The sequence below is a fragment of the Rhizobacter koreensis genome, assembly GCF_013366375.1.
Lineage (GTDB): Bacteria > Pseudomonadota > Gammaproteobacteria > Burkholderiales > Burkholderiaceae_C > Schlegelella_A > Schlegelella_A koreensis.
In genome coordinates, this window is record NZ_JABWMJ010000016.1 from 41721 (window position 1) to 64192 (window position 22472).

22 protein-coding genes are annotated in these 22472 nt (G+C 69.6%); 12 read left to right on the top strand and 10 right to left on the bottom strand.

Annotated elements, in window-relative coordinates; translation table 11 throughout:
• The first annotated feature begins 9 nt into the window (after positions 1-9).
• The 6 genes from HQN59_RS23630 to HQN59_RS23650 all read left to right on the top strand — a co-directional run bounded on the left by HQN59_RS23630 (position 10) and on the right by HQN59_RS23650 (position 4953).
• Complete coding sequence (locus HQN59_RS23630) at positions 10-1182, top strand: acyl-CoA dehydrogenase family protein (RefSeq protein ID WP_217704289.1); 1173 nt, start codon at positions 10-12, stop codon at positions 1180-1182.
• Positions 1179-1949 carry an enoyl-CoA hydratase/isomerase family protein gene (locus tag HQN59_RS23635; protein ID WP_176071605.1) on the top strand — a complete coding sequence of 257 codons (771 nt, stop codon included), beginning with the start codon at positions 1179-1181 and terminating at the stop codon, positions 1947-1949. The genes HQN59_RS23630 and HQN59_RS23635 overlap by 4 nt, the downstream gene beginning before the upstream one ends.
• A 19-nt stretch (positions 1950-1968) precedes the next feature.
• A complete protein-coding gene (locus HQN59_RS23640; RefSeq protein WP_176071606.1) occupies positions 1969-3141 on the top strand; it encodes an acyl-CoA dehydrogenase family protein in 1173 nt (390 codons plus the stop codon).
• A gap of 86 nt (positions 3142-3227) precedes the next feature.
• Entirely contained in the window at positions 3228-3356 is a 129-nt protein-coding gene (locus HQN59_RS26640; RefSeq protein WP_259372774.1) for a hypothetical protein, read from the top strand.
• Positions 3357-3599: 243 nt separating this feature from the next.
• A complete protein-coding gene (locus HQN59_RS23645; protein WP_176071607.1) occupies positions 3600-3869 on the top strand; it encodes a hypothetical protein in 270 nt (89 codons plus the stop codon).
• Between the two features lie 4 nt (positions 3870-3873).
• Positions 3874-4953: an MBL fold metallo-hydrolase gene (locus tag HQN59_RS23650; protein WP_176071608.1), complete on the top strand. Its 1080-nt coding sequence runs from the start codon at positions 3874-3876 to the stop codon at positions 4951-4953.
• A gap of 75 nt (positions 4954-5028) precedes the next feature.
• On the opposite strand, the gene HQN59_RS23655 is transcribed toward HQN59_RS23650, so the two are convergent.
• The 5 genes from HQN59_RS23655 to HQN59_RS23675 are packed head-to-tail and all read right to left on the bottom strand — an operon-like array spanning position 5029 to position 9627.
• Positions 5029-6243 (bottom strand): CaiB/BaiF CoA transferase family protein, encoded by a 1215-nt coding sequence (locus tag HQN59_RS23655; RefSeq protein ID WP_176071609.1) that lies wholly within the window; start codon positions 6241-6243, stop codon positions 5029-5031.
• Complete coding sequence (locus HQN59_RS23660; RefSeq protein WP_176071610.1) at positions 6236-7159, bottom strand: thioesterase family protein; 924 nt, start codon at positions 7157-7159, stop codon at positions 6236-6238. Before HQN59_RS23660 ends, HQN59_RS23655 begins: the two co-directional genes overlap by 8 nt.
• The gene (locus tag HQN59_RS23665; protein ID WP_176071611.1) at positions 7156-7623 is read right to left on the bottom strand and encodes an acyl-CoA thioesterase; all 468 of its coding nucleotides are present in this window, start codon (positions 7621-7623) and stop codon (positions 7156-7158) included. Before HQN59_RS23665 ends, HQN59_RS23660 begins: the two co-directional genes overlap by 4 nt.
• Before the next feature lie 5 nt (positions 7624-7628).
• Positions 7629-8600 carry a Bug family tripartite tricarboxylate transporter substrate binding protein gene (locus HQN59_RS23670; RefSeq protein ID WP_176071612.1) on the bottom strand — a complete coding sequence of 324 codons (972 nt, stop codon included), beginning with the start codon at positions 8598-8600 and terminating at the stop codon, positions 7629-7631.
• Between the two features lie 55 nt (positions 8601-8655).
• Positions 8656-9627, bottom strand: coding sequence for a Bug family tripartite tricarboxylate transporter substrate binding protein (locus tag HQN59_RS23675; RefSeq protein ID WP_176071613.1), 972 nt, complete (start codon positions 9625-9627; stop codon positions 8656-8658).
• Between HQN59_RS23675 and HQN59_RS23680 the strand changes: the two genes are divergently transcribed.
• Positions 9614-10522, top strand: a complete 909-nt coding sequence (locus HQN59_RS23680) for an enoyl-CoA hydratase/isomerase family protein (RefSeq protein ID WP_176071614.1) — start codon at positions 9614-9616, stop codon at positions 10520-10522. The genes HQN59_RS23675 and HQN59_RS23680 overlap by 14 nt on opposite strands.
• Positions 10523-10554: 32 nt before the next feature.
• Here the strand turns inward: HQN59_RS23680 and HQN59_RS23685 are convergent, their stop codons facing one another.
• From HQN59_RS23685 to HQN59_RS23695, 3 genes are read right to left on the bottom strand one after another with little or no spacing between them, the layout of a single operon-like run.
• Complete coding sequence (locus tag HQN59_RS23685; protein WP_176071615.1) at positions 10555-11763, bottom strand: CaiB/BaiF CoA transferase family protein; 1209 nt, start codon at positions 11761-11763, stop codon at positions 10555-10557.
• Positions 11764-11776: 13 nt separating this feature from the next.
• Complete coding sequence (locus HQN59_RS23690) at positions 11777-12868, bottom strand: acyl-CoA dehydrogenase family protein (RefSeq protein WP_176071616.1); 1092 nt, start codon at positions 12866-12868, stop codon at positions 11777-11779.
• A complete protein-coding gene (locus tag HQN59_RS23695; protein ID WP_342451292.1) occupies positions 12865-13998 on the bottom strand; it encodes an acyl-CoA dehydrogenase family protein in 1134 nt (377 codons plus the stop codon). Before HQN59_RS23695 ends, HQN59_RS23690 begins: the two co-directional genes overlap by 4 nt.
• A gap of 140 nt (positions 13999-14138) precedes the next feature.
• Between HQN59_RS23695 and HQN59_RS23700 the strand changes: the two genes are divergently transcribed.
• Positions 14139-14597, top strand: coding sequence for a MaoC family dehydratase (locus tag HQN59_RS23700; RefSeq protein WP_176071618.1), 459 nt, complete (start codon positions 14139-14141; stop codon positions 14595-14597).
• Between the two features lie 6 nt (positions 14598-14603).
• Here HQN59_RS23700 and HQN59_RS23705 read toward each other — a convergent pair whose 3' ends face one another.
• Entirely contained in the window at positions 14604-16730 is a 2127-nt protein-coding gene (locus HQN59_RS23705) for an acetate--CoA ligase family protein (RefSeq protein ID WP_246295124.1), read from the bottom strand.
• Positions 16731-16748: 18 nt separating this feature from the next.
• Entirely contained in the window at positions 16749-17507 is a 759-nt protein-coding gene (fabG, locus tag HQN59_RS23710; RefSeq protein ID WP_176071619.1) for a 3-oxoacyl-ACP reductase FabG, read from the bottom strand.
• A 161-nt stretch (positions 17508-17668) separates the two neighbouring features.
• On the opposite strand from fabG, the gene HQN59_RS23715 reads away from it, so the two are divergent.
• From HQN59_RS23715 to HQN59_RS23730, 4 genes are read left to right on the top strand one after another with little or no spacing between them, the layout of a single operon-like run.
• Positions 17669-19954: an acyl-CoA dehydrogenase family protein gene (locus tag HQN59_RS23715; protein ID WP_176071620.1), complete on the top strand. Its 2286-nt coding sequence runs from the start codon at positions 17669-17671 to the stop codon at positions 19952-19954.
• A gap of 58 nt (positions 19955-20012) precedes the next feature.
• The gene (locus tag HQN59_RS23720; RefSeq protein ID WP_176071621.1) at positions 20013-20441 is read left to right on the top strand and encodes a Zn-ribbon domain-containing OB-fold protein; all 429 of its coding nucleotides are present in this window, start codon (positions 20013-20015) and stop codon (positions 20439-20441) included.
• Positions 20438-21598 carry an acetyl-CoA acetyltransferase gene (locus HQN59_RS23725; RefSeq protein WP_176071622.1) on the top strand — a complete coding sequence of 387 codons (1161 nt, stop codon included), beginning with the start codon at positions 20438-20440 and terminating at the stop codon, positions 21596-21598. Before HQN59_RS23720 ends, HQN59_RS23725 begins: the two co-directional genes overlap by 4 nt.
• A 17-nt stretch (positions 21599-21615) precedes the next feature.
• Positions 21616-22461 (top strand): alpha/beta fold hydrolase, encoded by an 846-nt coding sequence (locus HQN59_RS23730; RefSeq protein WP_176071623.1) that lies wholly within the window; start codon positions 21616-21618, stop codon positions 22459-22461.
• Positions 22462-22472 lie beyond the last annotated feature (11 nt).

Consider the following 22472-nt stretch of genomic DNA (forward strand, 5'->3'; position numbering starts at 1 on the left):
GGACACGCCTTGGATTTCGAACTGAACGACGAGCAGCGTCAGCTGCGCGACGCGGCTCGCAAGCTGGCGCAGGGCGAGTTCCGCGCGCGTGCGGCGCGCTGGGACCGCGAGGAACTGTTCCCCGAGGAGAACAAGCACCGCCTCGCCGAGCTCGGCTACCTCGGCCTGAGCATGGACCGCGAGTACGGCGGCAGCGGCGCCGGCCTGGTGGACACCTACCTCGTGATCGAGGAGCTGGCCAAGGTCGACCTGCTGACGGCGATGATCGTGCACGACCAGAACGTCTCGCCGCGCATCATTGCCAACCATGGCTCCATCGAGATGAAGCGGCGGCTGCTGCCGCGCTTCGTCAGCGGCGAGCTCGAGTGCAGCATCGCCTGGACCGAGCCGCAGGCCGGCTCCGACGGCACCGCGATCCGCACCTCGGCCGTCCGCGACGGCGACGAGGTGGTCATCAACGGCAGCAAGATCTTCACCACCTTTGGCGATCGCGCCGACATGCACCTGGTCTACGCGCGCTTCGGCAAGAGCAGCGGCGCGCGCGGAATCGGCACGGTGATCGTCGAGTGCGACCGCCCCGGCTTCACGGTGAAGAAGCTCGAAGGCAAGATGGGCGTGCGCGGCGCGGCCGAGAACGAGCTGTTCTTCGACAACGTGCGCGTGCCGGCTGCCAACATCGTCACCGCGGGCGACCCCGCCAACTCGGCCGGCTTCGTCAGGCCGCTCACCCTCTACAACGGCACCCGCGTCGGCATGGGCGTGATGGCGCTGGGCGTCGCCGAAGGCGCGTTCGACCTGGCGCGCGAGTACATGACCGTGCGCGAGCAGTTCGGCCAGAAGCTGGCCGAGATGCAGGGCCTGCGCCGGATGATGGCCGATGCGCTGATCGAGATCGAGTCCGCGCGCTGCCTCTGCTACAAGGCGCTGGCGCTGATCGACGCCGGCAGGCCCGACCCTGCGCTTTGCTCGATCGCCAAGGTCTTCGCCACCGAGATGGCGCAGCGCGTGACCGTGCAGTGCCAGCAGATGTTCGGCGGCTACGGCTACTTCGGCTCGCTGCCGCTGGAGCGCATGGTGCGCGACGTGCGCATGCTCACGCTCACCGGCGGCACCACGCAGACGCAGAAGAACAACATCGCCAACCATATCTTCGACATCCAAAGCAGCAGGAGCCCGTCATGACCGTGCGCGTCGAGCGCGAGGGCGCGCTCGCCCTCGTCACCCTGGCCCGGCCCGAGCGCCTGAACGCGCTGACGCCGGAGATGATGGAGCAGCTCGCCGACGCCACCGTCGCGTTGCAGAAGGACGGCGAGGTGCGCGCCGTGCTGCTGCGCGGCGAGGGCCGCGCGTTCTGCGCCGGGGCCGACGTGGGCACGATGAAGGGGCTGGACGTGCTGTCGGGCCGCCAGCGCATCCAGCGCGCCCACCGCGTCATCGCCGGACTGGCCAACATGGACAAGCCGGTGATCGCCGCGGTGCGCGGCGCCACGGTCGGCGTGGGCTGGAGCCTCGCACTCGCGTGCGACCTGATCCTGGCGTCGGAGAACGCCAGCTTCAGTCTCGTGTTCAAGAAGATCGGCCTCGCGCCGGACGGCGCGGCGGCCTACTTCCTCACCCAGTACATCGGCGTGCTGCGCGCGCGCGAGCTGATGATGAGCGCGCGCGTTGTGCCGGCGGCCGAAGCGCGCGAACTCGGCATGGTCAACGAGGTGCTCGCCGACGATGCGCTCGACGCCCGCGCGCTCGCGCTGGCGCGCGAACTGGCCGAGTCGGCCACCTTCGCGCTGGCGATGGGCAAGCGCATGTTCCGCGCCGCGATGCAGCCGAGCCTGGAAGCGTTCCTCGACCTCGAGGCGAATGCGCAGGGGCTCGTGCTGCAGAGCGACGACCGCAAGGAGGGCGTGGCCGCCTTCCTCGAGAAGCGCAAGCCCAACTTCGTCGGCCATTGAACCCAACACCGGATAGACCATGTTCCAGCTCGACCCCGACCTCGAAGCCTTCCGCCAGGACATCCGCAAGACCGCCGAGCGCGCGTTCGCCGCCAAGGCGGCGTACTGGGACGAGAAGGAAGAATTCCCCGCCGAGAACCGCGACCTGCTCGCCCGGCTGGGTTACCTCGGCATGGTCATCCCCGAGGCCTATGGCGGCTCGGGCGCGCCGGTGATCCAGGGCACGATCCTGCTCGAGGAGATCGCGCGCGTGTGCTTCAACACCGCGCTGGTGGCGCAGATCGCGATCAACGGACCCTCGCGCGCGATCGCCGTCATGGCCAGCGACGAGCAGAAGCAGCGCTGGCTGCCCGGCTGCGTGAGCGGCGAATTCAACTTCGCCATCGGGATCAGCGAGCCGGGCGCGGGCTCGGGCATGACCGACATGGTCACCTCGGCCACGCCCGACGGCGACCACATCGTGCTGCACGGCCAGAAGGCCTATTGCACCGGCGGCCACCTCGCCACGCACGTCTTCGTGTTCGCGCGCTGGGGAAAGACGCAAGGGCCCAAGGGCATTGGCGCGCTGGTCGTCGAGCGCGGCACGCCCGGTTTCGAAGTCGGCCACCCGGAGCGCAAGATGGGCGGCCGAGGCATGCCCGAGGTCGAGCTGTTCTTCGACCGCTGCCGCGTGCCGCGGGCCAACGTCATCATGGAAGGCGACCCGGGCTCCACGCGCAGCTTCAAGCGCCTGATGAGCTCGTTCGGCCCCGAGCGCGTGGGCAACGCAGCGATGTGCCTGGGCGTCGCGCAGGCCGCCTACGAGGCGGCGAAGGCGTACTCGCAGCAGCGTGAGCAGTTCGGCCGCCCGATCTGCGAGTTCCAGGGCCTGCAGTGGAAGGTCGCCGACATGGCCGTGCAGATCCACGCCGCGCGGCTGATGATCTACCGCGCTGCGACCCACCTCGTCGACGGCTTCCCCGACCCGCTGGAGGCGGCGATGGCCAAGCTCTACGCCAACGAGATGGTCCAGCGCGTCACCAACGAGGCGCTGCAGATCCACGGCCATGCCGGCTTCACGCGCGCGCTGCCGCTCGAGCGCATGGTGCGCGACTCCCGCGGCTTCGCGCTCGGAGGCGGCACCACCGAGATCCTGCGCAACACCATCGCCTCGATGGTGTACGGGCGCGCCTTCGACCAGCGGCGAGGCTGAATGCGTGGTGACCATGCACCTGGCACGAACTCGCTGTCGGCGCCGCGGCCACCAGCGGCCCGGGCGTGCTGAACTGGACTGTGAGCGTGCTGCTGCCGCTGGGGTTCGGGCTGCCGGCGCTCGATGTGCTGGCCGCCTGCGCCGCGCTCGCCACGCGACGCTCCTGGACCGCGCTGCCGCCGCTGTCGGACGCCGAAGAGGGACCCGCGCCTTGATCAGCAGAGGCGCCATTGCTGTTCGTGCTCTGCTGGCGGCCGGCATGCCGGTCGCGTCCGCGCTGGCGGTGGCCGGCAGTGTGGGCCCGCTGCGGGTGGCAGGGGTGTCCGGTGACAACCACAAGCGCTCGCACGCTTCCATGATCGGCGACAATCTCGGCTACTTGGTCGCCAATGACGTGATCAGGGAGAAGCGCTGGCATAGCCTGCCTGCCGGCGCGCAGGCAGACGGTGCTGACGAAGATGGGCGAGTACATCGTGAGCAGCACCTGCGCGCAGGTCGAGTGCGACGAGGCCGGCGACATCGAGAAGGTCAAGCAGGCGGGGCTGAAGATGGTCAGGCTGTCGCCGGCCAACAATGCCGCTGCCGCGATGATCGAGTCGGTCAAGGTATGGGCCGACGCGCGGTATCGAGTCGCTCATGCCCTTCACGGCCGGTCTGACGTGAGACAAGAACCATCGAAACGAGCCGATTCGGCGCCGCGGCGCCGACCGAATCCGAAAGGAGCCTGAACCAATGACCGATCCGGTGAACTCCGAGTCCCGAAATGGCAAGCCGCCGCTCGTCTACCCATTCGAAACAGTGCCGGCGACGGGCGAAGCGCTGCAAGTGGCGCCTGGCGTGATGTGGATGCGCATGCCCATGCCGATGCAGCTCGACCACATCAACTTGTGGGCGCTCGACGACGGCGACGCCTGGGCGGTGGTCGATACCGGCATGCGCACCGACGAGACGCTGGCCGCGTGGCGGCAATTGCTCGCCAAGGGCAATGACGGGCGAAGGGTCGGCCGGGTGTTCGCCACGCACATGCATCCCGATCACGTGGGCATGGCCGGCTGGCTGACGCGCAAGTTCGACTGCCACTTGTGGATGACCAAGACGGAATACCTGAACTGCCGGGTGCTGACCGCGGACACCGGGCGTGAGGCTCCGCCAGACGCCATCCGGTTCTACCGCCGCGCCGGCTGGCCGGAAGCGGCGATCGAGGACTACCGCGCGCGATTCGGCAAGTTCGGCCAGTTCATTCACGCGCTGCCCGACAGCTACCGGCGCATTCGGGACGCTGAGACGGTGCGGATCGGGGCGCATGACTGGCAGGTTGTCGTCGGCACGGGTCATTCGCCGGAGCATGCCTGCCTGTACTGCCCTGATCTCCGCATCCTGATCAGCGGCGATCAGGTGCTGCCGCGCATCTCGTCGAACGTGTCGGTCCACCCGACCGAGCCCGATGCCGATCCGCTGAACGACTGGCTGACGTCGATCCAGAAGATCAAGGCCACGGTGCCTGACAACGTGCTGGTGCTGCCGGCGCACAACGAGCCGTTCCGCGGCTTGCACGCGCGGCTGGACTACCTCGCGCAGGGGCACCATCGATCGCTGGCGCGTTTGCTGAGGACGCTGGACGAACCGAAGCGGGTGATCGATGTCTTCGGCGCTCTGTTCGCGCGAGCGATCGACCCCGCTGACGGGAGCATGCAACTCGGGCTGGCCAGCGGCGAGAGCATCGCGAACCTGAACTACCTGATGAACCTTGGCGAGGTGCGACGCGAGTTCGACGCCGACGGCGTCGCCTGGTACCGCCGCGTGTCCGCTTGACATCCAGGATGACTGGCCTGCGGCCCTGACGGGCAGCGCCTCGTCAAAGCGGCCCCCGGCCGTGCGCGGTCGCCGCTACGCGGGCGGCGGCCTGACCGTGCCATCGCGGTACAGCGCCTCGCGTTCCGCAGCGTCCAGCCCCAGCTCGGCGAGGATGCCTTCGGCATGCTGGCTCAACCTCGGCGGCAGACTGGCCACGCGCCCCGGCGTGGCACCGAGCTTGACCGGCACGCCGATGTGCCGATGCCCGTCGGCCTCCACCACCATCTCGCGGTGCGCGGCGTGCGGGTGCGACAGGGCCTGCGCCACGTTGTTCACTACGCCGGCGGGCACGCCGCGCCGCATCAGCATCTCGCACAGCTCGGCACCCTCGTAGCGCGCCAGCGTGCGTTCGAGCTCGGTACGAAGCGCCTCACGGTGCTCGCGTCGCGACACGGGATTGGCGAAACGTGGATCTGATGCCAGGTCAGGACGCTGCACACACTCGCACAGGCGATGGAACTGGCCGTCGTTGACGACGCCGAGGAAGATCGACCCGTCGGCCGCGGTATAGCAGTCGTACGGCACGATGTTCGGATGCGCGCTGCCCATTCGCTGCGGGATGCGCCCGGAGTAGAACCAGTTCGACGCGTGCGGGGCCAGCAGCAGTGCGAGGCCGGTGTCGAACAGCGTCGCTTCCACGCGCTGGCCGGCACCGGTGCGTTCACGCGCAGCCAGGGCCAGCAGCACGCCGACCATCGCGTTGTAGCCGGTGAGGTAGTCGACTACCGGCACGCCCAGGCGCACCGGGCCCGATTCCGGCGTGCCGTTGATGCTCATCAGCCCGGAAATCGCCTGCGCCACCGCGTCGTAGCCAGGCAGGCCGCCGAGCGGCCCGTCCGCACCGAAACCGCTGACGCCGCAGTAGATGAGCCACGGGTGGCGCGCCGCGAGCGTGCTCTCGTAGCCCAGGCCCCACTTCTCCATCGTGCCGGGCAGGAAGTTCTCGATCAGCACATCGGCACCTGCGAGCAGCCGTTCGAGCACGACGCAGCCGGCGGGGCGGGACAGATCCAGCGCAATCGAGCGCTTGCCACGGTTCAGGGCCGCGAAGTAGGCGCATTCGCCGCGCTCGTCCAGCGGCGGGCCGATGCGTCGGGCCTCGTCTCCTTCGGGCGGCTCGACCTTGATCACCTCGGCGCCGTGGTCGGCCAGCATCTGGGCACACAGCGGGCCGGCCAGCACGCGCGAGAGGTCCAGCACGCGCAGCCCATCCAGCGCACGGGGGCCGGTTTGGCCGATCTCAGCCATGGGCGATCAGGCGCTCTGCCGAGGCCCGGATGTTGGCAGGGATGGCTACGGACTTGCGCTGCTTCAGATCGAAGAAGAGGGCGGCGACCACGATGCTGGTGTACAGGCCTCCGTCGCTCGAGTCGACCACGTGGTGGACGATGTGATAGACCTTCTCGCCGACCGCCAGCACGCCGCTGCGGACCTCCACCGCGCTGCCAGCGCGCAGCGGCCGGTGATAGGCGATGTCGTAGTCCAGTGCCGCCGAGCCGGTGCCGGAGGCAAACAGCACCTTGCGGTCCAGATGCATCGCCCGGAACAGATGCGTGATGGCATCGTTGAAGCGCGAGATGTGCGCGCGCGGCGGCGCCACGCCGTCGACATCGCAGTCCCAGGGTTCGACCGAGCCGCGGTAGGTGAGCAGCATTCGCTCGAGCGGTGGCGGTCCTGGCGGCAGTATCGCGGCCATCGGCGACGGCGGGGGAATCTCAGGCAGATCGCCGGTGTGCTCGCGGGCGGCCGCCACCACATCGGCCGGCCATGGCAGCGGCGTCTCGCCGGCGCCCGTCAGACGCAGTCGCGTCTCGAAAGCCGCCGACTCGATACCGGTCTCCAGATTGGTCATCCGGCTGGCGATGTCGAGCGTGCCGTCGTCGTGCATGGCACGGATGCCCGAGCGGATCGCGTGGATGTCGCCGCCACGCAGTTCACGCTTGAACAGGGTGCGGTCCGTGAGTGGCCGCAAAGCCAAGCGCTCCCTGCGCAGCCGGCCGGGCGCGAGGCCGATGCGTGCCGCGAGGTGGGCCTGCGCGTCGCTGGCGCGCGCGAGGTAGTGCTGCACGTTCATGTGGCCCCATTGGTCGCAGTCGGACATGCTCACCGAGCCGAGGCCGGTGACGAAGACGCGTTCACTCATCAGGTGGCCCGGCGCCGTCATTCGTCGCTCCCGGCGGGCAGCAGCCGTTGGCGCGCACGCGCTAGCACCTCGGCATCCAGCGCTGTGGAGCGCCGCGCGTCCAGGTCCATCATCACCGTGAAGACCTTGCTCTTCATCGCCGTTTGGCCTGTCTCGACGTTGGTCAGACGGTGGAAGAAGGTGATCTTGCGCTCGCTGACCTCGAGCACGCCGCTTTCCATGCGAACCAGGTCGCCGGCGAGCAACTCCTTCAAGTACAGAACCTCCTGCTTCACCGCCGCAGGCGCGCGGCGCCGCTCTCGGATGTAGCCGGGCGTGATGCCGATCGACGCCATCACGTGCCAGGCCGCATCCGAGACCTTGGCCACGTAGTACTGGACGTTCATGTGGCCCAGCTGATCGCACTCCAGGGGCGACACGCGGCCGAGATGGGTCTCGATGAACAGGGGCAGGCTTGCAGCGGTCGGTGGTCGGATTGCGGCCATTCTGTTCATTCCTCGGCCTTGTAGTTGGATTCCTTGACCACGCGCTTCCACTTGACGATCTCGGCGTCGATCGTGCGGGCGAGCTCGGCCGGCGTGCTGCCCACCGGTTCGTAGTTGAGTGTCGCCAGACGCTCGCGCACGTCGGGCAATGCGACGATGCGCGCGATCTCCGACGACAGCTTGGCGACGATCTCCGGCGGCGTGCCCGCCGGCGCCAGCACCGCAGCCCAGGAGTCGAGCGCGATGCCCTTGATGCCGGCTTCTTCGAAGGTGGGCACGTCGGGCAGCAGCGGCGAGCGCTTGTTCATCAGCACGGCCAGCGGACGCACCTTGCCCGACTTGACGTGGGCCATGCCGACAAAGGGGTCGACCACCGCGTCCACCTCGCCGCCAACCACCGCGGCCATCTGCGGACCGGTGCCCTTGTACGGCACCATGGTGATGTCTGCGCCGATGGCCTGCCTGAGCTGCTCGCCGATAAGGCGCAACAGGCTCGTGCCGGCGCCGTAGCTGAAGCGGCCTGGGCGCGTGCGCGCCTCGGCCGCGAACTCCTGCATCGTGCGCACCGGCAGGTTCGCGTTGACGAGGAACACGCCACCGAGGTTGGCCACCAGCGACACCGGCGCGAAGTCCTTCACCGGATCGAAGGGCAGCTTGTACAGCGCGGGGGTCAGCGTCTGCGCGCTGGCCACGGTGAGCAGCAGCGTGTAGCCGTCGGGCGCGGCCTTGGCCACGATGTCGGTGCCGATGATGCCGTTGGCGCCCGGCCTCGGGTCGACGTTGACGGTCTGCTTGAGCGACTCGGAGAGCTTGGCGCTCAGCAGCCGTGCCACCACGTCGCTGGTGCCGCCGGCGCCGAAGGGCACGATCATGCGGATCGGCCGCGAGGGATAGGGCTCGGCGGCGTCGGCCAGCAGCGGCAGCAGCAGGGTCGCGCTGAGCAGCAGACGTCGCAGCGCGGAAGTACGGCGGTTCATCGGGGTTCGCTCCTGGAGAGGGAGTGCAACAGGGTTGTGCAATCGGGATGTGGCCTCACTCGGCCTTGATGCCGGCTGCCCGCACTGTGGCCGCCACGGTGGCCATTTCCGCGCGATGCGTCGCTGCCAGCGCGTCGGCGTCCGCGGTGCGGGGCTCGAAACCGATGCCGCGGATCTTGTCGGCCGTTGCCGGCAGCCTCAGCACCGCCAGCAACTCTGCCGCCAGGCGTGACGAGATCTCGCGCGGCACGCCCGCCGGCACGAAGAATCCCAACCAGGCGCTGTACTCGAAGCCCTTGATCCCCGCTTCGGCCACGGTCTCGATGTCGGGGGCCAGGGGCGAGCGCTGGGCGCCGGTCTGTGCCAGAGCGCGCATGCGGCCGGCCTTGACGTTGGGCATGCTGCTGGACAGCGGCTCGCAGGTGACGTCGAGCTGCCCGCCGATCAGATCGTTGAGTCCCTGCGCGGACGACTTGTAGGGCACGCGCGTCAAGTCGATTCCGGCGGCGCGCTTGAGCAGTTCGGTACACAGCAGCGCCGAGCTGGTCCCCGATCCATAGTTGAGCTTGCCCGGCGCCGCCTTGGCCGCGGCCATCAGGTCGCTCATCGACTTGAGCGGCGAGTGGGCCGGTACGACGAAGACAAATGGCGCATCGGCGGCCATCGCGAGCGGCGTGAAGTCTTCGAGCGGCTTGACCGGAAAGCTCGCATACAGGAACGCGTTGGCGGCCACGGTGGTGTTGGAGCCAAGCAGCAGCGTATACCCATCAGGTGCCGCCTTGGCCGCAGCGCCGATTCCGAGCACGCCGCCAGCGCCCGCGCGGTTGTCGACCACCACGTTCTGGCCCAGACGCTCACCCAGCGCCTGCGCCACCAGCCGCGCCAGCGCATCGGTACTGCCGCCCGCGCCCTGAGGCACGATCATTTGCAGCGGCCGCGAAGGCCAGGCCTGAGCCGAAGCCGGCACCGAGGCCATCAGGCCCGCTGCGGTCAGCAGGCCGATCAGAAGTCGCTTGAGCATTTTCATTGCACCCCCGTTGAATGGGTTCTCCTCACATGGCGCCTCGCGCAGGCTTCGACGGACTGCCCACGCCGCCCGCCGCGCCTACACTTGCCATGTGCCAATCCAAAGGAACTCCATGACCGCTTCTGCCGTACTCGTCGATCGTCGCGGCTCCGTCTGCGAGATCACGCTCAACCGCCCCGAGCAGCGCAATGCGATGGCGCCCGAGTTGCTGCAGGCATTCCAGCAGGTCATCGACGAAGTGAAGGGAGACCGTGCCATCCGCTGTGTCGTGATCACCGGCAGCGAGGCCAACTTCTGTTCGGGCGCGGACTTCCGCAGCGCGTTGCTCGAGCGGGGCAGCGAACTGCCGCATGAGGCGTCCTACGCGATCTACCGGCCGTTCCTGAGCATCCTTGACGTGCCAGTACCGGTGATTGCGGCGATGAACGGCCACGCCATCGGCGGCGGCTTCGGGCTCGGCCTGGTGTGCGACATCCGCGTGGCCAACCGCGAGGCGCGCTACGGTGCCAATTTCGCGCGCCTGGGCCTGCATTCGGGCATGGCCATCAGCTATCTTCTGCCACGCGTGTGCGGCGTTCCGCGTGCGGCGGAGTTGCTGTTCACCGGGCGCGTGTTTTCGGGCGCCGAGGCCGCTGAGCTGGGAATCGCCAACCATGCGGTTGAGCCGGGACAGGTGTTGGCGCGGGCTCGCGAACTGGCCGACGAGATCGCAGCCAATGCACCGGTGGCCGTTCGAATGATGAAGCGCTCGCTCTACCGTGGCCTCGAATGGGACCCGAGGTCGGCTGGCGAGATCGAGGCGCTGCTGCAGTCGCGCACGCTCGAGATGGCCGATGCCAAGGAAGGCGTTGCGGCCCTGCTCGAGAAGCGTGCGCCGCGTTTCCGCGGCGTGTAGTTCCGCGCGCGGCGGGCGACGGGCGATGGCCATCAGCCGCACCCGTCGCCCGCCGCGACCGTGACGCCGGCGGCCGCCATCTCGGCGATCTCCGCGGCGGAATAGCCGGCCTCGCGCAGCAGTTCGGCACTGTGCTCGCCCAGGCGCGGCGGCGCACGCCGGATCTCCGGCTGCGTGCGTGACCAGCGCGACGGCGGCCGCAGGCTCACGAGCGTGCCTTCGGTCGGATGCTGCAGGTGCTGAAAGAAGCCCACGGCGTTCAAGTGCGGGTCTTCCAGCAGCGACTCGAGCGTGTGCAGCGGGCCAGCCGGCACATCGGCCTCACCCAGGATGGCCAGCCACTCGGACGTGGTGCGCGTGCGAAAGACGGCGTCCAGCCAGGCGTACACCTCGCGCGAATGGTCGGTGCGTGCCTGCAGCGTGGCAAAGCGCGGATCATCCAACAGTTCGGGCTCGCCGATGCGATCGAGCACGGCACGCCACTGGCCGTCGCTGATGAGGAAGGCGCACAGGTAGCCGTCCTGCGTGCGGAAGGGCCGGCGGTCGGGGCTCAGGTGGCGCGGATAGCCCGGCGGCCCCAGCGGTGGATCGAACGAATGGCCCATCAGATGATCGCCCAGCACGCCTTGCGCGAGCGACTCGAACATCGGCACCTCCAGCGACTGCCCTTCGCCTGTGCGCAGCTTGTGCACCAGGGCGCCGAGGATGGCATTGACGAGCGCGATGCCGGTGTAGCGGTCGGCCATGGCCATCGGGATGTAGCGCGGCTCGCCGCCGCTGGCTCGCGCGTACAGCCCGGCGATGCCTGACATGCCCTGCATCAGGTCGTCCAGCGCGGGCCGCGCGGCATACGGGCCGTCCTGGCCGAAGCCGACCGCGCCGGCGTAGACGATGCCCGGGTTGACGGCAGCGAGCGCCTCGTACGAGAGCCCCAGCCTGGCCATCGCCGCCGGACGAACGTTGTAGACGAACACGTCGGCCTTGGCGGCCAGGCGCAGCAGCGCATCGCGGCCGGCCGGCTGCTTGAGATCGAGCACGACGCTGCGCTTGTTGCGGTTGTTCTGCTGGAAGATGCCGCCCATGCCCGGCGAACGCGTCGGTCCGATACCGCGCACAATGTCGCCCTCGTGCGACTCGATCTTGACGACGTCTGCGCCCATGTCGCCGAGGATCTGCGTGGCGAAGGGCCCGAGCAGGTAGGCGGTGAGGTCGATCACCCGGATGCCGCGCAGTGCGCTCATGGTTCGAGTCCGTTCAACGCGAGGTGCAGGCCACCGCAGCCTGCCAGGCCGACCGCATGCCGCCGTCCCTCAGGGCCTGCACCAGCGCGCGCGCCCAGAAGGCCTCACTGCCGTGCTCGTCGCGCCACCAGCACAGCCGGCGCGTGGACAGGTGCAGCGCGTGCTCGGCGGTGACGCCGATGGCGCCGTGCAGCTGGTGCGCAATGCGCGCAGCCAGGCTCGCGGCCTCGCCCGCCCGCACCTTGGCCGCGGCCGCTGCGGCAACAAAGCAGTGTGGGTCTTCGGTGGCCGCGGCCGCATGTACCGCCACGCGCGAGGCGGCGGCCTCCTCGGCCAGCTGCGCCAGCTGGTGCTGAACGGCCTGGAACTGGCCGATCGAGCGACCGAACTGTACGCGTTCTCCGGTGTACGCCAGCGTCATGTCGAGGAGGCGCCCCAGCGCGCCGGCCATCTGCGCGGCGGTGAGCAGAGCGGCCCGCGCGCGCACCTCGGTCAGGCTGAGTCCGGGCAAGGGCACACACCAGGCCCGAGCCGGTTCGGCGCTCGCGGGTGCGTGCAGCGCGACACCGGTACAGGTCACGCGCGCCGAAGGGGGGAAGCTGCGCGTGAGGGGACGCGTCTGCATGCACCCCTTCGGCAGCCACAGCAGCTGGGCCGTGCCAGCGGGGTCCGCGCCGACGAAGGCGATCTGGTGGGCGTGTTCCGCCCAAAGCACGGGCGCAACGTCGGACTCCGCCGCATCGGCGCGGCCGGCCTCGCGCATCGCGGCCAAGGGGGCTGCGGTGAAGGCCAGGGCGGCCGGCCCGCTGACCGGCCGCAGCCCGGCGCGCGAGCGCAGCCAACCGGCCAGCAGCGTCTGCCCGATCGGCAGCGGCACGCAGTGTGCCGCCGCACGCTCGAGCAGCGTACAGGCGTCCAGCCAGTCGCCGCCGGCGCCGCCTGCGGACTCGGGCGCGAGCAACAGGCCCGGCCCCAACTCGTCGACAGCGGACCACAGCGCCTGCGGCCACTGGCCCGCATCGGCCGAAGCCACCAGTCGGCTGTCGCAGCGCTGCGAGAACAGTCGGTCGGCCGCTTCGGCCAACGGTTGGGCGAGCTCGCTCATCGTGCCTGCAGTTGCTTGGCGATCATGTTGCGCAGGATCTCGTTGGTGCCGCCGCGCAGGTTATAGGTGGGGGCGAGTGGCCAGGCGGCGACCAACAGGTGCGCCAGGGCCGAATCGCCGGCCACACGCGCGTCGGCGTCCATCGCGTCGCGCACGAGTTCGAGCGTGTCGCGCTCGTAGTTCGTCCCCAGGTCCTTGACCATCGCGGCTTCGATGGCCGGTGATCGCCCGGCTTCGAGCGCGCCCCAGATGGCTAGGCTCATGTTGCGCAGGGTCATCAGCCGCGCCAACAGACGGCCTGCCGCGATGTCAGCCGCAGCCGGTGCGTCCGTGAGGACCAGGCGCAGGCAACGCTCGACGATGGGCATGGTGCTGAGGAAGCGCTCCGGACCGCTGCGTTCGTAAGCAAGTTCGCTCGTCACCTGCTTCCAGCCGTCGCCGGCCTGGCCGACAAGGCTGTCAGGCGCCAGCTCGACGCCGTCGAAGGTGACCTCGTTGAAGTGGTGGCTGCCGTCGAGCATGACAATGGGCCGGATCGACACGCCGGGCGCCTTGAGGTCGACGATGAACTGGCTCAGGCCCGCGTGCCGCGTCTTGGGGTCGAGCGGCGCGGTGCGGCACAGCACGATGGCGAAGTGCGCGATGTGCGCGCCGCTGGTCCAAACCTTGCGGCCCTGGAGCCGCCAGCGGCCGCCCGAGAACTCGGCGCGGGTGCGCACAGAGGCAAGGTCGGAGCCGACGTCCGGCTCGCTCATGCCGATCGCGAAATAGGTGTCGCCGGCGGCGATGCGCGGCAGGAACGCCTGGCGCTGAGCCTCGCTGCCGAAGCGCATCAACAAGGGTGCGCTCTGCCGCGCCGCGATCCAGTGCGCAGCCACCGGGGCACCCGCGGCGAGCAGTTCCTCGTTGATCGTCAGCGTGTCGAAGGCGCTGCCACCGTGGCCGCCGTAGGCTGTCGGCCAGTGGTAGCCGATCCAGCCGCGCTGTCCGAGCTTGCGGCTGAACGCGCCGTCCAGACCTTCGGTCCACGAGTTGCACTGCGGCTCGAATCCGCCGCTGGCGATCTCTTCGGCGATGAACTGGCGCACCTGCGCACGCAATGCTGCCGTGCGCACGGCGGTGGGAGGCAAGGCGAGTCCGGGCTCGAAGAACAACATGGGGTGGGCGTGGTTCCGGGGCGGGGTGGCACAAGCCAAAATGGCAGAGTATTCTACCAACTGTTAGTTTGCCCACCCGGTTCAACCCGAATCCTGAATGCCCAGGAGAAGCCATGTCCAACCGCTCGCTCGATGACCTCAACCCCGGGGACGTGTTCCGAAGTTACGGCCGAACCGTCACCGAGACCGACATCGTGCTGTTCACGTCCCTCGCCGGGCTGAAGCTGCCGATCTTCATCAACGAGGAGTTCGCGAAGAAGCACACCGACTTCGGCGGGCGCATTTGCCCTGGTTTGCTGACGGCGGCACTCGCGGCGGGAATGATGGAGGAGATCCTGGGGCCGGCGACGATCGCCGCGCTCGAACTGAACGACTTCAGGTTCACCGTGCCAGTACGCCCGGGCGACACGCTGCGCGCCGAAATCACCGTCGAGGCGAAGAAGAACCTCTCCGACGGCAAGCGCGGGATCATGCAAGGGCGGGTGCGGGTCTTCAACCAGCGAAACGAACAGGTGTTCGAGTTCGGCGAGAAGCTGATGATGCGCCGCGGCCGCGTCGACGATCTCGTCTGACGCCCTTCAGGCAGCGTCGGTTGGCACGATCAGGGCATCGAGCGCCAGCACGCCGCGGCCGCGCGGCAGTACCAGCAGCGGGTTGATGTCGATGCTATCGATCGCCTCGGCGTGCGCCGCGGCGTACACCGAGAGCGCCGCGATCGCCCGCACCAATGCGTCCTCGTCGGCCGGTGGCTGGCCGCGCACCCCTCGAAGCAGCACGCGGCCCTTGACTTCGGCGACCATGGCCTGCGCTTCGGTCACGCCGAAAGGTGCGACGCGGAAGACCACGTCCTGGAAGGCTTCGACAAAGATGCCACCCAGCCCGAACATCACCACAGGCCCGAACACCGGGTCGCGCACGACCCCGAGGATGGTCTCCACGCCGGGTTCGGCCATGCGCGCAACGACCACCCCGTCGACGCGCGCCAGCGGCGCGCGATCGGCGGCACGCTGCATCAGGGTGCGGTAGGCATCGCGCACCTGTGACTCGTCGCGCAAGCCGACGATGACGCCGCCGATTTCACTCTTGTGTGCGATGTCCGCCGAGGCGATCTTCAGTACCACGGGATAGCCCAACGCTGCGGCCTCGCGGGTGGCTGCGTCACCGTCCGCCGCGACGCGTTCGGCCACCACGGGGATGCCCGCACTGGCCAGGATCGCCTTGGCGTCCACCTCGTTGACGGCCCGCGCCGGTGGCGGCACCGCGCCGGTGGGCAGGGGCGGCGGTGGATCCTGCCGTGCCGCACGGCGCGCTTGCTCGGCGAAGTGCACCAAGGCGCTGGCAGCACGCACCGCGCGCGTGGGTTCGTCGAACAACAGCACGCCGGCGGCCTCGTACATCTGGCGCACCTCCGGTGTGGCCAGCGACGAGAAGACCACGGTCCGATCCGGGAAGCGAGCGAGCACGGCCTGCAGTTGCTCTAGCAACGAGCGGCTGAGGTCCATCACCTGCCCGACGCTGGACAGGAACGCGACCACCACGTCGTAACCGCCGTCCTCCAGCATGATCTGGAAATTGCGGCCGAACAGCGTCAGGTCGTTGACGAGCTGCGCCGTCATGTCCACCGGGTTGCGTGGGCCGCAGAAAGGCACGAGCTCTTTCAACCGGCGCTGTGCATCGTCGGGCATCGGCGCCACGTCGAGTGCGCAGTCACCGGCCACATCGGCCATCAGCGCGCCCACGCCCCCGGAGACGGTGAGCAGGCCGACCCGACGGCCCAAAGGTGCCGGCACGGGCACTGAACAGGCGTACGCCACGTCGAACAGCTCGTCGATGCTGCGCGCCCGCCACACGCCATACTGGCGGAACAGACCCTCGTAGACTTGGTCGGCTCCGGCCAGCGACGCGGTATGCGATGCCGCAGCCTGGGCGCCTGCCTCCGAGCGGCCGACCTTCATGACGACGACACGCTTGCCGCGCTCGCGCGCCAGCGCCAAGGCGTCCACCAGGCGGTGCTTGTCGGTGGCCGCCTCGAGGTAGACGGCGATCACCTGCGTGCCCTCGTCGCGCGCGAAGTGGTCGATGCAGTCGGCGACATCGACGTCGCACTGGTTGCCGGTGGTGATCCACAGGTTCAGCCCCAGGCCGCGCTGGCGTACGAGCGACAGGCAATAGCCGCCGAAGGCGCCGCTCTGGCTGACCAAGCTGATGCGCCCGGGCATCAGGCCGAAACCGGCGGCGCTGGGCGTGAAGGTGCCCAGCAGGCGCCGCCGCACGTTGATCAGGCCCATGCAGTTGGGGCCGACCACGCGCATCCCGGTGCGCCGCGCCAACGCCGTGATGCGGGCCTGCCACTCGACGCCAGCGCCGCCCACCTCGGCGAAACCAGAACTCAGCACGACGGCTCCGCCCACCCCTTTGGCGGCGCAGTCCTCGAGCGCGGCCAGCACGCCCGGTGCCGGCACGGCGACGATGGCCAGATCCACCGGACCCGGTACGGCGCCGACCGTGGCGAACGAGGGCAGGCCTTGGATCTGCGCCGCCTTCGGGTTGATCGGGTACAGCGGACCATCGAAGCCGCTGGACTTCAGGAAGTTCAGCGGCCTGCCGCCGATCTTCGTGGGGTCGGACGACGCCCCGTAGACGGCGATGGCGCGCGGTTCGAACAGCGGCGTGAGCGCGCCGCGCGGTGCCATGGGGGAGTTCATCGGGTGGTGCGTCGCAGCTCAGTGGATCGACATGCCGCCATCGGCGCCGATCAGCTGACCGGTGACGTAGCTCGCGCCCTCGCAGGCCAGGAACACCCACAGCGGCGCGATCTCCTCCGGCTCGGCCCAGCGCCCCAGCGGGATGCGGTCCAGCGTGCGCTGCTTGAACCGTTCGTCGGTGCGGATGGTCTCGGTCATCGGTGTGGCGGCGCCGGGGGCGACGCAGTTGACGATGATGTTGTAGCGCGCCAGCTCGCGCGCCGCCGACTTGGTGAACCCGATCAGACCGGCCTTGGCGGAGCCGTAGTTGATCTGGCCGATCGTGCCCAGGATGCCGGCGGTGGATACGGTGTTGATGATCCAGCCGCGCTGGCGTTCCATCATGCCGCCGACCACCGCCTGCAGGCAGTTGAAGCTGCCGGTGAGGTGCACGTCGATCACCTGCTGCCATTGATGGGCCGACATCTTGTGCAGCATCGCGGTGCGCGTGATGCCTGCGTTGTTGACGAGCACGTCAACCGGCCCCAAGGCGGTCGCCACCGCCGCAACCATCGCGTCGACCGCCGCGCGGTCGGCGACGTCACACTTGAAGGCCGCAGCCTTGCCGCCGGCGGCGCGGATCGACTGTGCGACCTGCTCGGCCGCCTCGACGTCCCAGTCGACCACCGCGACTGGGGCCGCCTGCGCGCCGTACGCGCGTGCGATGGCCGCGCCGATTCCCTGCCCCGCGCCGGTGACGATGGCGACCTTCCCCTCAAGGGCTTTGCCGTTGAACATGCTGCTGTTCCCGTGCCAAACGAGTGTTTGTTAGACTAGAGACTGCCACAGCTTGACGCGCCGCGCCAGGGGGGACATGCGGGGAGTGGGCCTGCGTTCGCTCTGCGCGCCCCGTACCCGCGGTGTCGATGCGGCTAGTTTGGCCACGGACGGAGGTGCACATGATCGATCTGACGCAGAGGCTTGACGAGCGCACCGACGTGCAGCGCATGCTGTGCATTGCGGCAGCGGACTTCTTCGCGGCCGACGGCGAGGCACATCGGCTGCGCGAATGGCGCGGCCAGTTCCCAGGGCACGACCGGGCGCGCTGGCAGCGCCTGGCCGGCCTCGGGTGGCTCGGTCTGTGCCTGCCCGAGTCGCTCGGTGGCAGCGGGCTCGGTGTGGTCGAGGCTGCGGTGCTGCTCGAGCAGTGTGGACGCGCGCTCGCGCCCGAGCCGCTCGTGGCCGGTGCGCTGCTTCCGGCGTGGGCACTGCTGCACGGCGAGTCGAGCGTACTGCGCGAGCGCTGGTTGCCGGCGCTGGCGCGCGGCGAGGCGCAGCTCGCGCTCGCCGCAGACGACGACGCCACGCTGCGCGCCGAACCGCGCGGTGCGGGTCTCGTGCTGGAGGGGTGCCGGCGCTTCGTCGCTGGCGCCGCAGGGGCCGACGCCTTCGTCGTGGCAGCGCAGGCGCCGCAGGGTTCGGTGCTGTTGCTCGTCGAGGCGGACCAGCGCGGTCTGCAGCTGGCGACGCAGCCACGCGTCGACGGCGGCTTCTGGGGCGAGCTGCGCTTTGAGGCGGCCGAGGTCGGGCCGGCGCAGGTGGTGGCCGGCGCCGAGCGCGCCAGGGCCGTGCTCGACCGGGCGCTCGACCTGGCGCGCATCGCCGCGTCCGCCGAGCTGCTCGGTGTCATGACCAAGGCGCTCGAGACGAGCGTGGCCTATATCTCGATGCGCGAGCAGTTCGGGCGCCCGATCGGCAGCTTCCAGGCGCTGCAGCACCGCGCCGCCGACATGCTGATCCAGATCGAACTGACGCGCTCGGCCGTGCTGCAGTCGGCCGCCGTGGCAGACGCACACGACGCCGACGGGCACCGCGTGGCGATCGCCGCGAGCCAGGCCAAAGCGCGCGCCTCGGCAGCGGCGCTAGAGGTCACCAAGGGCTGCATCCAGCTGCATGGCGGGATCGGCTACACCGACGAGTGCAACATCGGCCTGTACCTGAAGAAGGCGATGTTCGGCGCCGTGTGGCTCGGCGACGCGACGACGCACCGGCGCCGCTACAACGAGCGGGCCGGCGACGGTCAGGAAGCGTCGGCGCCCGAGATCATCGCCGGCGGCGAGCAGCCGATCCGCCGCGACGAGTTGCGGCGCTGGCTGGCCGAGAACTTCCCGTCCGATTGGCGTTTCCCGCCCACCCGCCTGAGCCTGAAGCAAACGCGTGCATGGCACGAGAAGCTCTACCGCAAGGGCTGGGTGGCGCCGAACTGGCCGAAGGAATACGGCGGCATGGGCCTGTCGGGCTACGAGCAGGTGGCCCTGCAGTCGGAGTTCGACCGCCACGGCATCGTCATTGCGCCGAACATGGCGGTGATCATGCTGGGGCCGCTGATCATCCGCTACGGCACCGAGCAGCAGAAGCGCGAGATCCTGCCGCGCATCCTCTCCGGGGAAGTTCTGTGGTGCCAGGGTTACTCCGAGCCGTCGGCGGGATCGGACCTCGCCAGCCTGCGCACCACCGCCGTGCTCGACGGCGACGAGTTCGTCGTCAACGGCCAGAAGATCTGGACTTCGTTCGCGCACGAGGCGGACTGGATCTTCCTGCTCGTGCGCACCGACCCGAAGGCCAAGAAGCAGGAGGGCATCAGCTTCCTGCTGGTGGATATGCGCACGCCCGGCATCACCGTCAAGCGCATCCGCAACCTGGGCGGGAATGCCGAGTTCTGCGAAACCTTCTTCGACAACGTGCGCGTGCCCAAGTCCAATCTCGTCGGCGCGTTGAACCAGGGCTGGACGATGGCCAAGTCGCTGCTCGGCAGCGAGCGCATCATGATCGGCAGCCCGCGCGCCGCGCGCGCGCCGCTCGGGCGCCTGCTCGAGCTGGGGCGCGCCTCGGGCCTGGACGGCGATGCCGCCTGGCGCGCGCGCTATGACCAGCTGCGGCTCGACATCGACGACCTCGAGGCGATGTACGTGCGCTGCGTCGAGGTGCTGCGCCGCGGCGGTGAGCTCGGCGCCGAAGTGTCGATGCTGAAGATCTGGGTCACCGAGGCGCAGCAGCGCGTCGCCGACCTGATGCTCGAGACCGCCGGCGCCGCCGGCGTCGGTGACGAGTCGATTGCCTTGCCTGGCGGCGCCCTGCATCCGGCACATGCGTTTTTCGCGGCGCGCCCGGCGAGCATCTACGGCGGCAGCAACGAGATCCAGCGCAACATCCTCGCCAAGGCAGTGCTCGAGCTGCCGGGCTGAAGCGCCGCCGCGGCTTGCGCCGAACGAACCCGATCCCCTGCCCCAGGAGCATGACCCCATGACGATCGACCCCAGCGCGGACTGGACCCGAGGACCGGGCCCCGACGCGGTGTTCGCCCAGCACCTGGCCTCAGGCGACTTCCGCATCCAGCACTGCGCCGCGTGCGGGCGGCACGTCTTCTATCCGCGACTGGCGTGCAGCCACTGCGGCAGTGTCGCGCTCGAGTGGCAGGCGCCGAGCGGGCGCGGCACGGTGTATGCCGTCAGCGTCGTCAACCGCAGCGCCGACAAGGGCGGACCATACAACGTCGTGCTGGTCGATCTCGCCGAGGGCCCGCGGATGATGGGACGCGTCGACGGCGTCCCGCCCGACACGGTGCGCATCGGCATGGCGGTGCGGGCGCGCGTCGGGCAGGGGGCCGGCGGCGAGCCTTGCGTGGTGTTCGATCCTGACGCCGCTGCCGATGGCGCAGGGAGCACGCGATGAGCGGCCACGGCATCCGCGGCCGCGCCGCGATCGTCGGTGCGGCGCTCGCCGGCCTGGGCGAGGCGCCGGGCCGCAGCTCGGAGGAGATCGCCGTCGAGGCCAGCGTCAAGGCGCTGGCCGAGGCCGGCCTGACGACGCGCCACGTCGATGCGGTTTTCGGTTCGCTGCCGGGCAACTCGAACCCGCTGTCGGCGCTGCTGATCGCCGAGATGCTCGGCATCCAGCCGAAATTCACCGACAACAACCGCACCGGCGGCTCGACCTTTCTGTCATACACGCAGATGGCGGCCATGGCACTCGACGCCGGCCTGTGCGAGACGGCGCTGATCTTCTACGGCAGCAACCAGCGCACCGCCGCCGGCAAGCTGGTGTCGTCGGTCAAACCCTTCGCCTACGAGGCGCCCTACGCGCCGATCTTCCCGGCGACGTCGTATGCGCTCGCGGCCTCGCGTCACATGCACGAGTACGGCACGACCCGCGAGCAGCTGGCGGCCGTGGCGGTGGCGGCCCGGGTCTGGGCCAACAAGAATCCCGAGGCCTTCATGCGCGGCCCGCTGACCGTGGCCGACGTGCTGGCCTCGCGCATGGTGTCGAGCCCGCTGACGGCGCGCGACTGCTGCCTTGTCACCGACGGCGGCGCGGCGATCGTGATGACGCGCGCCGATCGCGCGCGCCACCTGCCGAAGAAGCCCGTCTACCTGCTCGGCGCAGCGGCGGCCACCACGCACATGAACATCGTCGCCATGGCCGACCTGACGCGCACCGCGGCCATCGACTCGGGGCAGCGCGCGATGGCCATGGCCGGCGTGTCGCCGCGCGACTTCGACGTGGTGGAGCTGTACGACGCGTTCACGATCAACACCGTCCTGTTCCTCGAGGACCTGGGTTTCTGCGCCAAGGGGGAGGGCGGACCCTTTGTCGCCAGCGGCGCCATCGCGCCGGGCGGCTCGCTGCCGGTCAACACCAACGGCGGCGGCCTGTCCTGCGTGCACCCTGGCATGTACGGCATGTTCACACTGGTGGAAGCGGTGCGGCAGCTTCGTGGCGAAGGCGGCGAGCGGCAGGTGGCGGGCGCCGAGCTGGCACTGTGCCACGGCAACGGCGGCGTGCTGTCCAGCCAGATCACCAACGTGCTCGGCACCGAGATCACGCTGTGAGTTCACACTCGCACGACATGCGCCCCGAGGCGTTCTACCCCGGTCTGCGGATCGAGCACGTCACGGTCGCCGGCGTGAAGGCGCTGCGGGTGGGCAGCGGGCCCGTGCTGCTTCTGCTGCACGGTGGCACCGGCTCGTGGACACATTGGGTCCGCAACATCGAGCCGCTGTCGCGCCGGTTCACTCTGGTGATTCCAGACCTGCCCGGGATGGGTGAGTCGATCGACGTGCCGCGTGACACCGACCTCGACGGCTACGGCCGCTGCCTGACGGCGGCCCTCTCCGCGGGGCTGGTGCCACCGGGGCTGCGCTTTGCCGTCGCCGGCTTTTCTTGGGGTGGGGTGGTGGCGGCATGGCTGGCGGCGCAACTGCCCGAACACGTGTTCGCCGCCTGCCTGCTGGCGCCGGGCGGCTTTCCGCCGGACGGCTGGCATCGCCCACCGCTGAGGCCCGTGCCGCCCGGCGCGAGCGACGCCGAAGCGGATGCCATCCACCGCGCCAACCTCGAGATGATGATGATCGCCGATCCGCGCAACATCGACGCGCTGACGGTGGCGATGCAGCGCCGCAACCACGCCATGACGCGTTTCAAGTCGCGTTTCCTGGGCTATCAGGACACATTGGGGCCCAGCCTTCGACGGGTGGCCTGTCCGATTCTGGCGATCCTGCCGGCGCGCGATCCACTGCCGCGGCCGGATACCGCCTCACGCGCCGGGTATCTGCGCCGCTGCGCACCGCATATCGTCTGCCGGGTCGTCCCCAATGCGAGCCACTGGGTCGCGTTCGAGGCACCCGACGCGGTCAACAGGCTGCTGATCGGCTTCGTCGGCCGCAATGCGCATGCGGCTGAGACGCATCGCTGACAGACTTCACC

Bases quoted from the DNA above. Each gene is read 5' to 3' on its own strand.
- HQN59_RS23690 (WP_176071616.1), bottom strand. From the start codon at position 12,868: ATGAGCGAGCTCGCCCAACCGTTGGCCGAAGCGGCCGACCGACTGTTC.
- HQN59_RS23700 (WP_176071618.1), top strand. From the start codon at position 14,139: ATGTCCAACCGCTCGCTCGATGACCTCAACCCCGGGGACGTGTTCCGA.
- HQN59_RS23705 (WP_246295124.1), bottom strand. From the start codon at position 16,730: ATGAACTCCCCCATGGCACCGCGCGGCGCGCTCACGCCGCTGTTCGAA.
- HQN59_RS23715 (WP_176071620.1), top strand. From the start codon at position 17,669: ATGATCGATCTGACGCAGAGGCTTGACGAGCGCACCGACGTGCAGCGC.
- HQN59_RS23660 (WP_176071610.1), bottom strand. From the start codon at position 7,159: ATGACGGCGCCGGGCCACCTGATGAGTGAACGCGTCTTCGTCACCGGC.
- HQN59_RS23685 (WP_176071615.1), bottom strand. From the start codon at position 11,763: ATGAGCGCACTGCGCGGCATCCGGGTGATCGACCTCACCGCCTACCTG.
- HQN59_RS23720 (WP_176071621.1), top strand. From the start codon at position 20,013: ATGACGATCGACCCCAGCGCGGACTGGACCCGAGGACCGGGCCCCGAC.
- HQN59_RS23650 (WP_176071608.1), top strand. From the start codon at position 3,874: ATGACCGATCCGGTGAACTCCGAGTCCCGAAATGGCAAGCCGCCGCTC.
- HQN59_RS23675 (WP_176071613.1), bottom strand. From the start codon at position 9,627: ATGAAAATGCTCAAGCGACTTCTGATCGGCCTGCTGACCGCAGCGGGC.
- HQN59_RS23670 (WP_176071612.1), bottom strand. From the start codon at position 8,600: ATGAACCGCCGTACTTCCGCGCTGCGACGTCTGCTGCTCAGCGCGACC.
- HQN59_RS23655 (WP_176071609.1), bottom strand. From the start codon at position 6,243: ATGGCTGAGATCGGCCAAACCGGCCCCCGTGCGCTGGATGGGCTGCGC.
- HQN59_RS23730 (WP_176071623.1), top strand. From the start codon at position 21,616: ATGCGCCCCGAGGCGTTCTACCCCGGTCTGCGGATCGAGCACGTCACG.
- HQN59_RS23665 (WP_176071611.1), bottom strand. From the start codon at position 7,623: ATGGCCGCAATCCGACCACCGACCGCTGCAAGCCTGCCCCTGTTCATC.
- HQN59_RS23645 (WP_176071607.1), top strand. From the start codon at position 3,600: ATGGGCGAGTACATCGTGAGCAGCACCTGCGCGCAGGTCGAGTGCGAC.
- fabG (WP_176071619.1), bottom strand. From the start codon at position 17,507: ATGTTCAACGGCAAAGCCCTTGAGGGGAAGGTCGCCATCGTCACCGGC.
- HQN59_RS23725 (WP_176071622.1), top strand. From the start codon at position 20,438: ATGAGCGGCCACGGCATCCGCGGCCGCGCCGCGATCGTCGGTGCGGCG.
- HQN59_RS23635 (WP_176071605.1), top strand. From the start codon at position 1,179: ATGACCGTGCGCGTCGAGCGCGAGGGCGCGCTCGCCCTCGTCACCCTG.
- HQN59_RS23640 (WP_176071606.1), top strand. From the start codon at position 1,969: ATGTTCCAGCTCGACCCCGACCTCGAAGCCTTCCGCCAGGACATCCGC.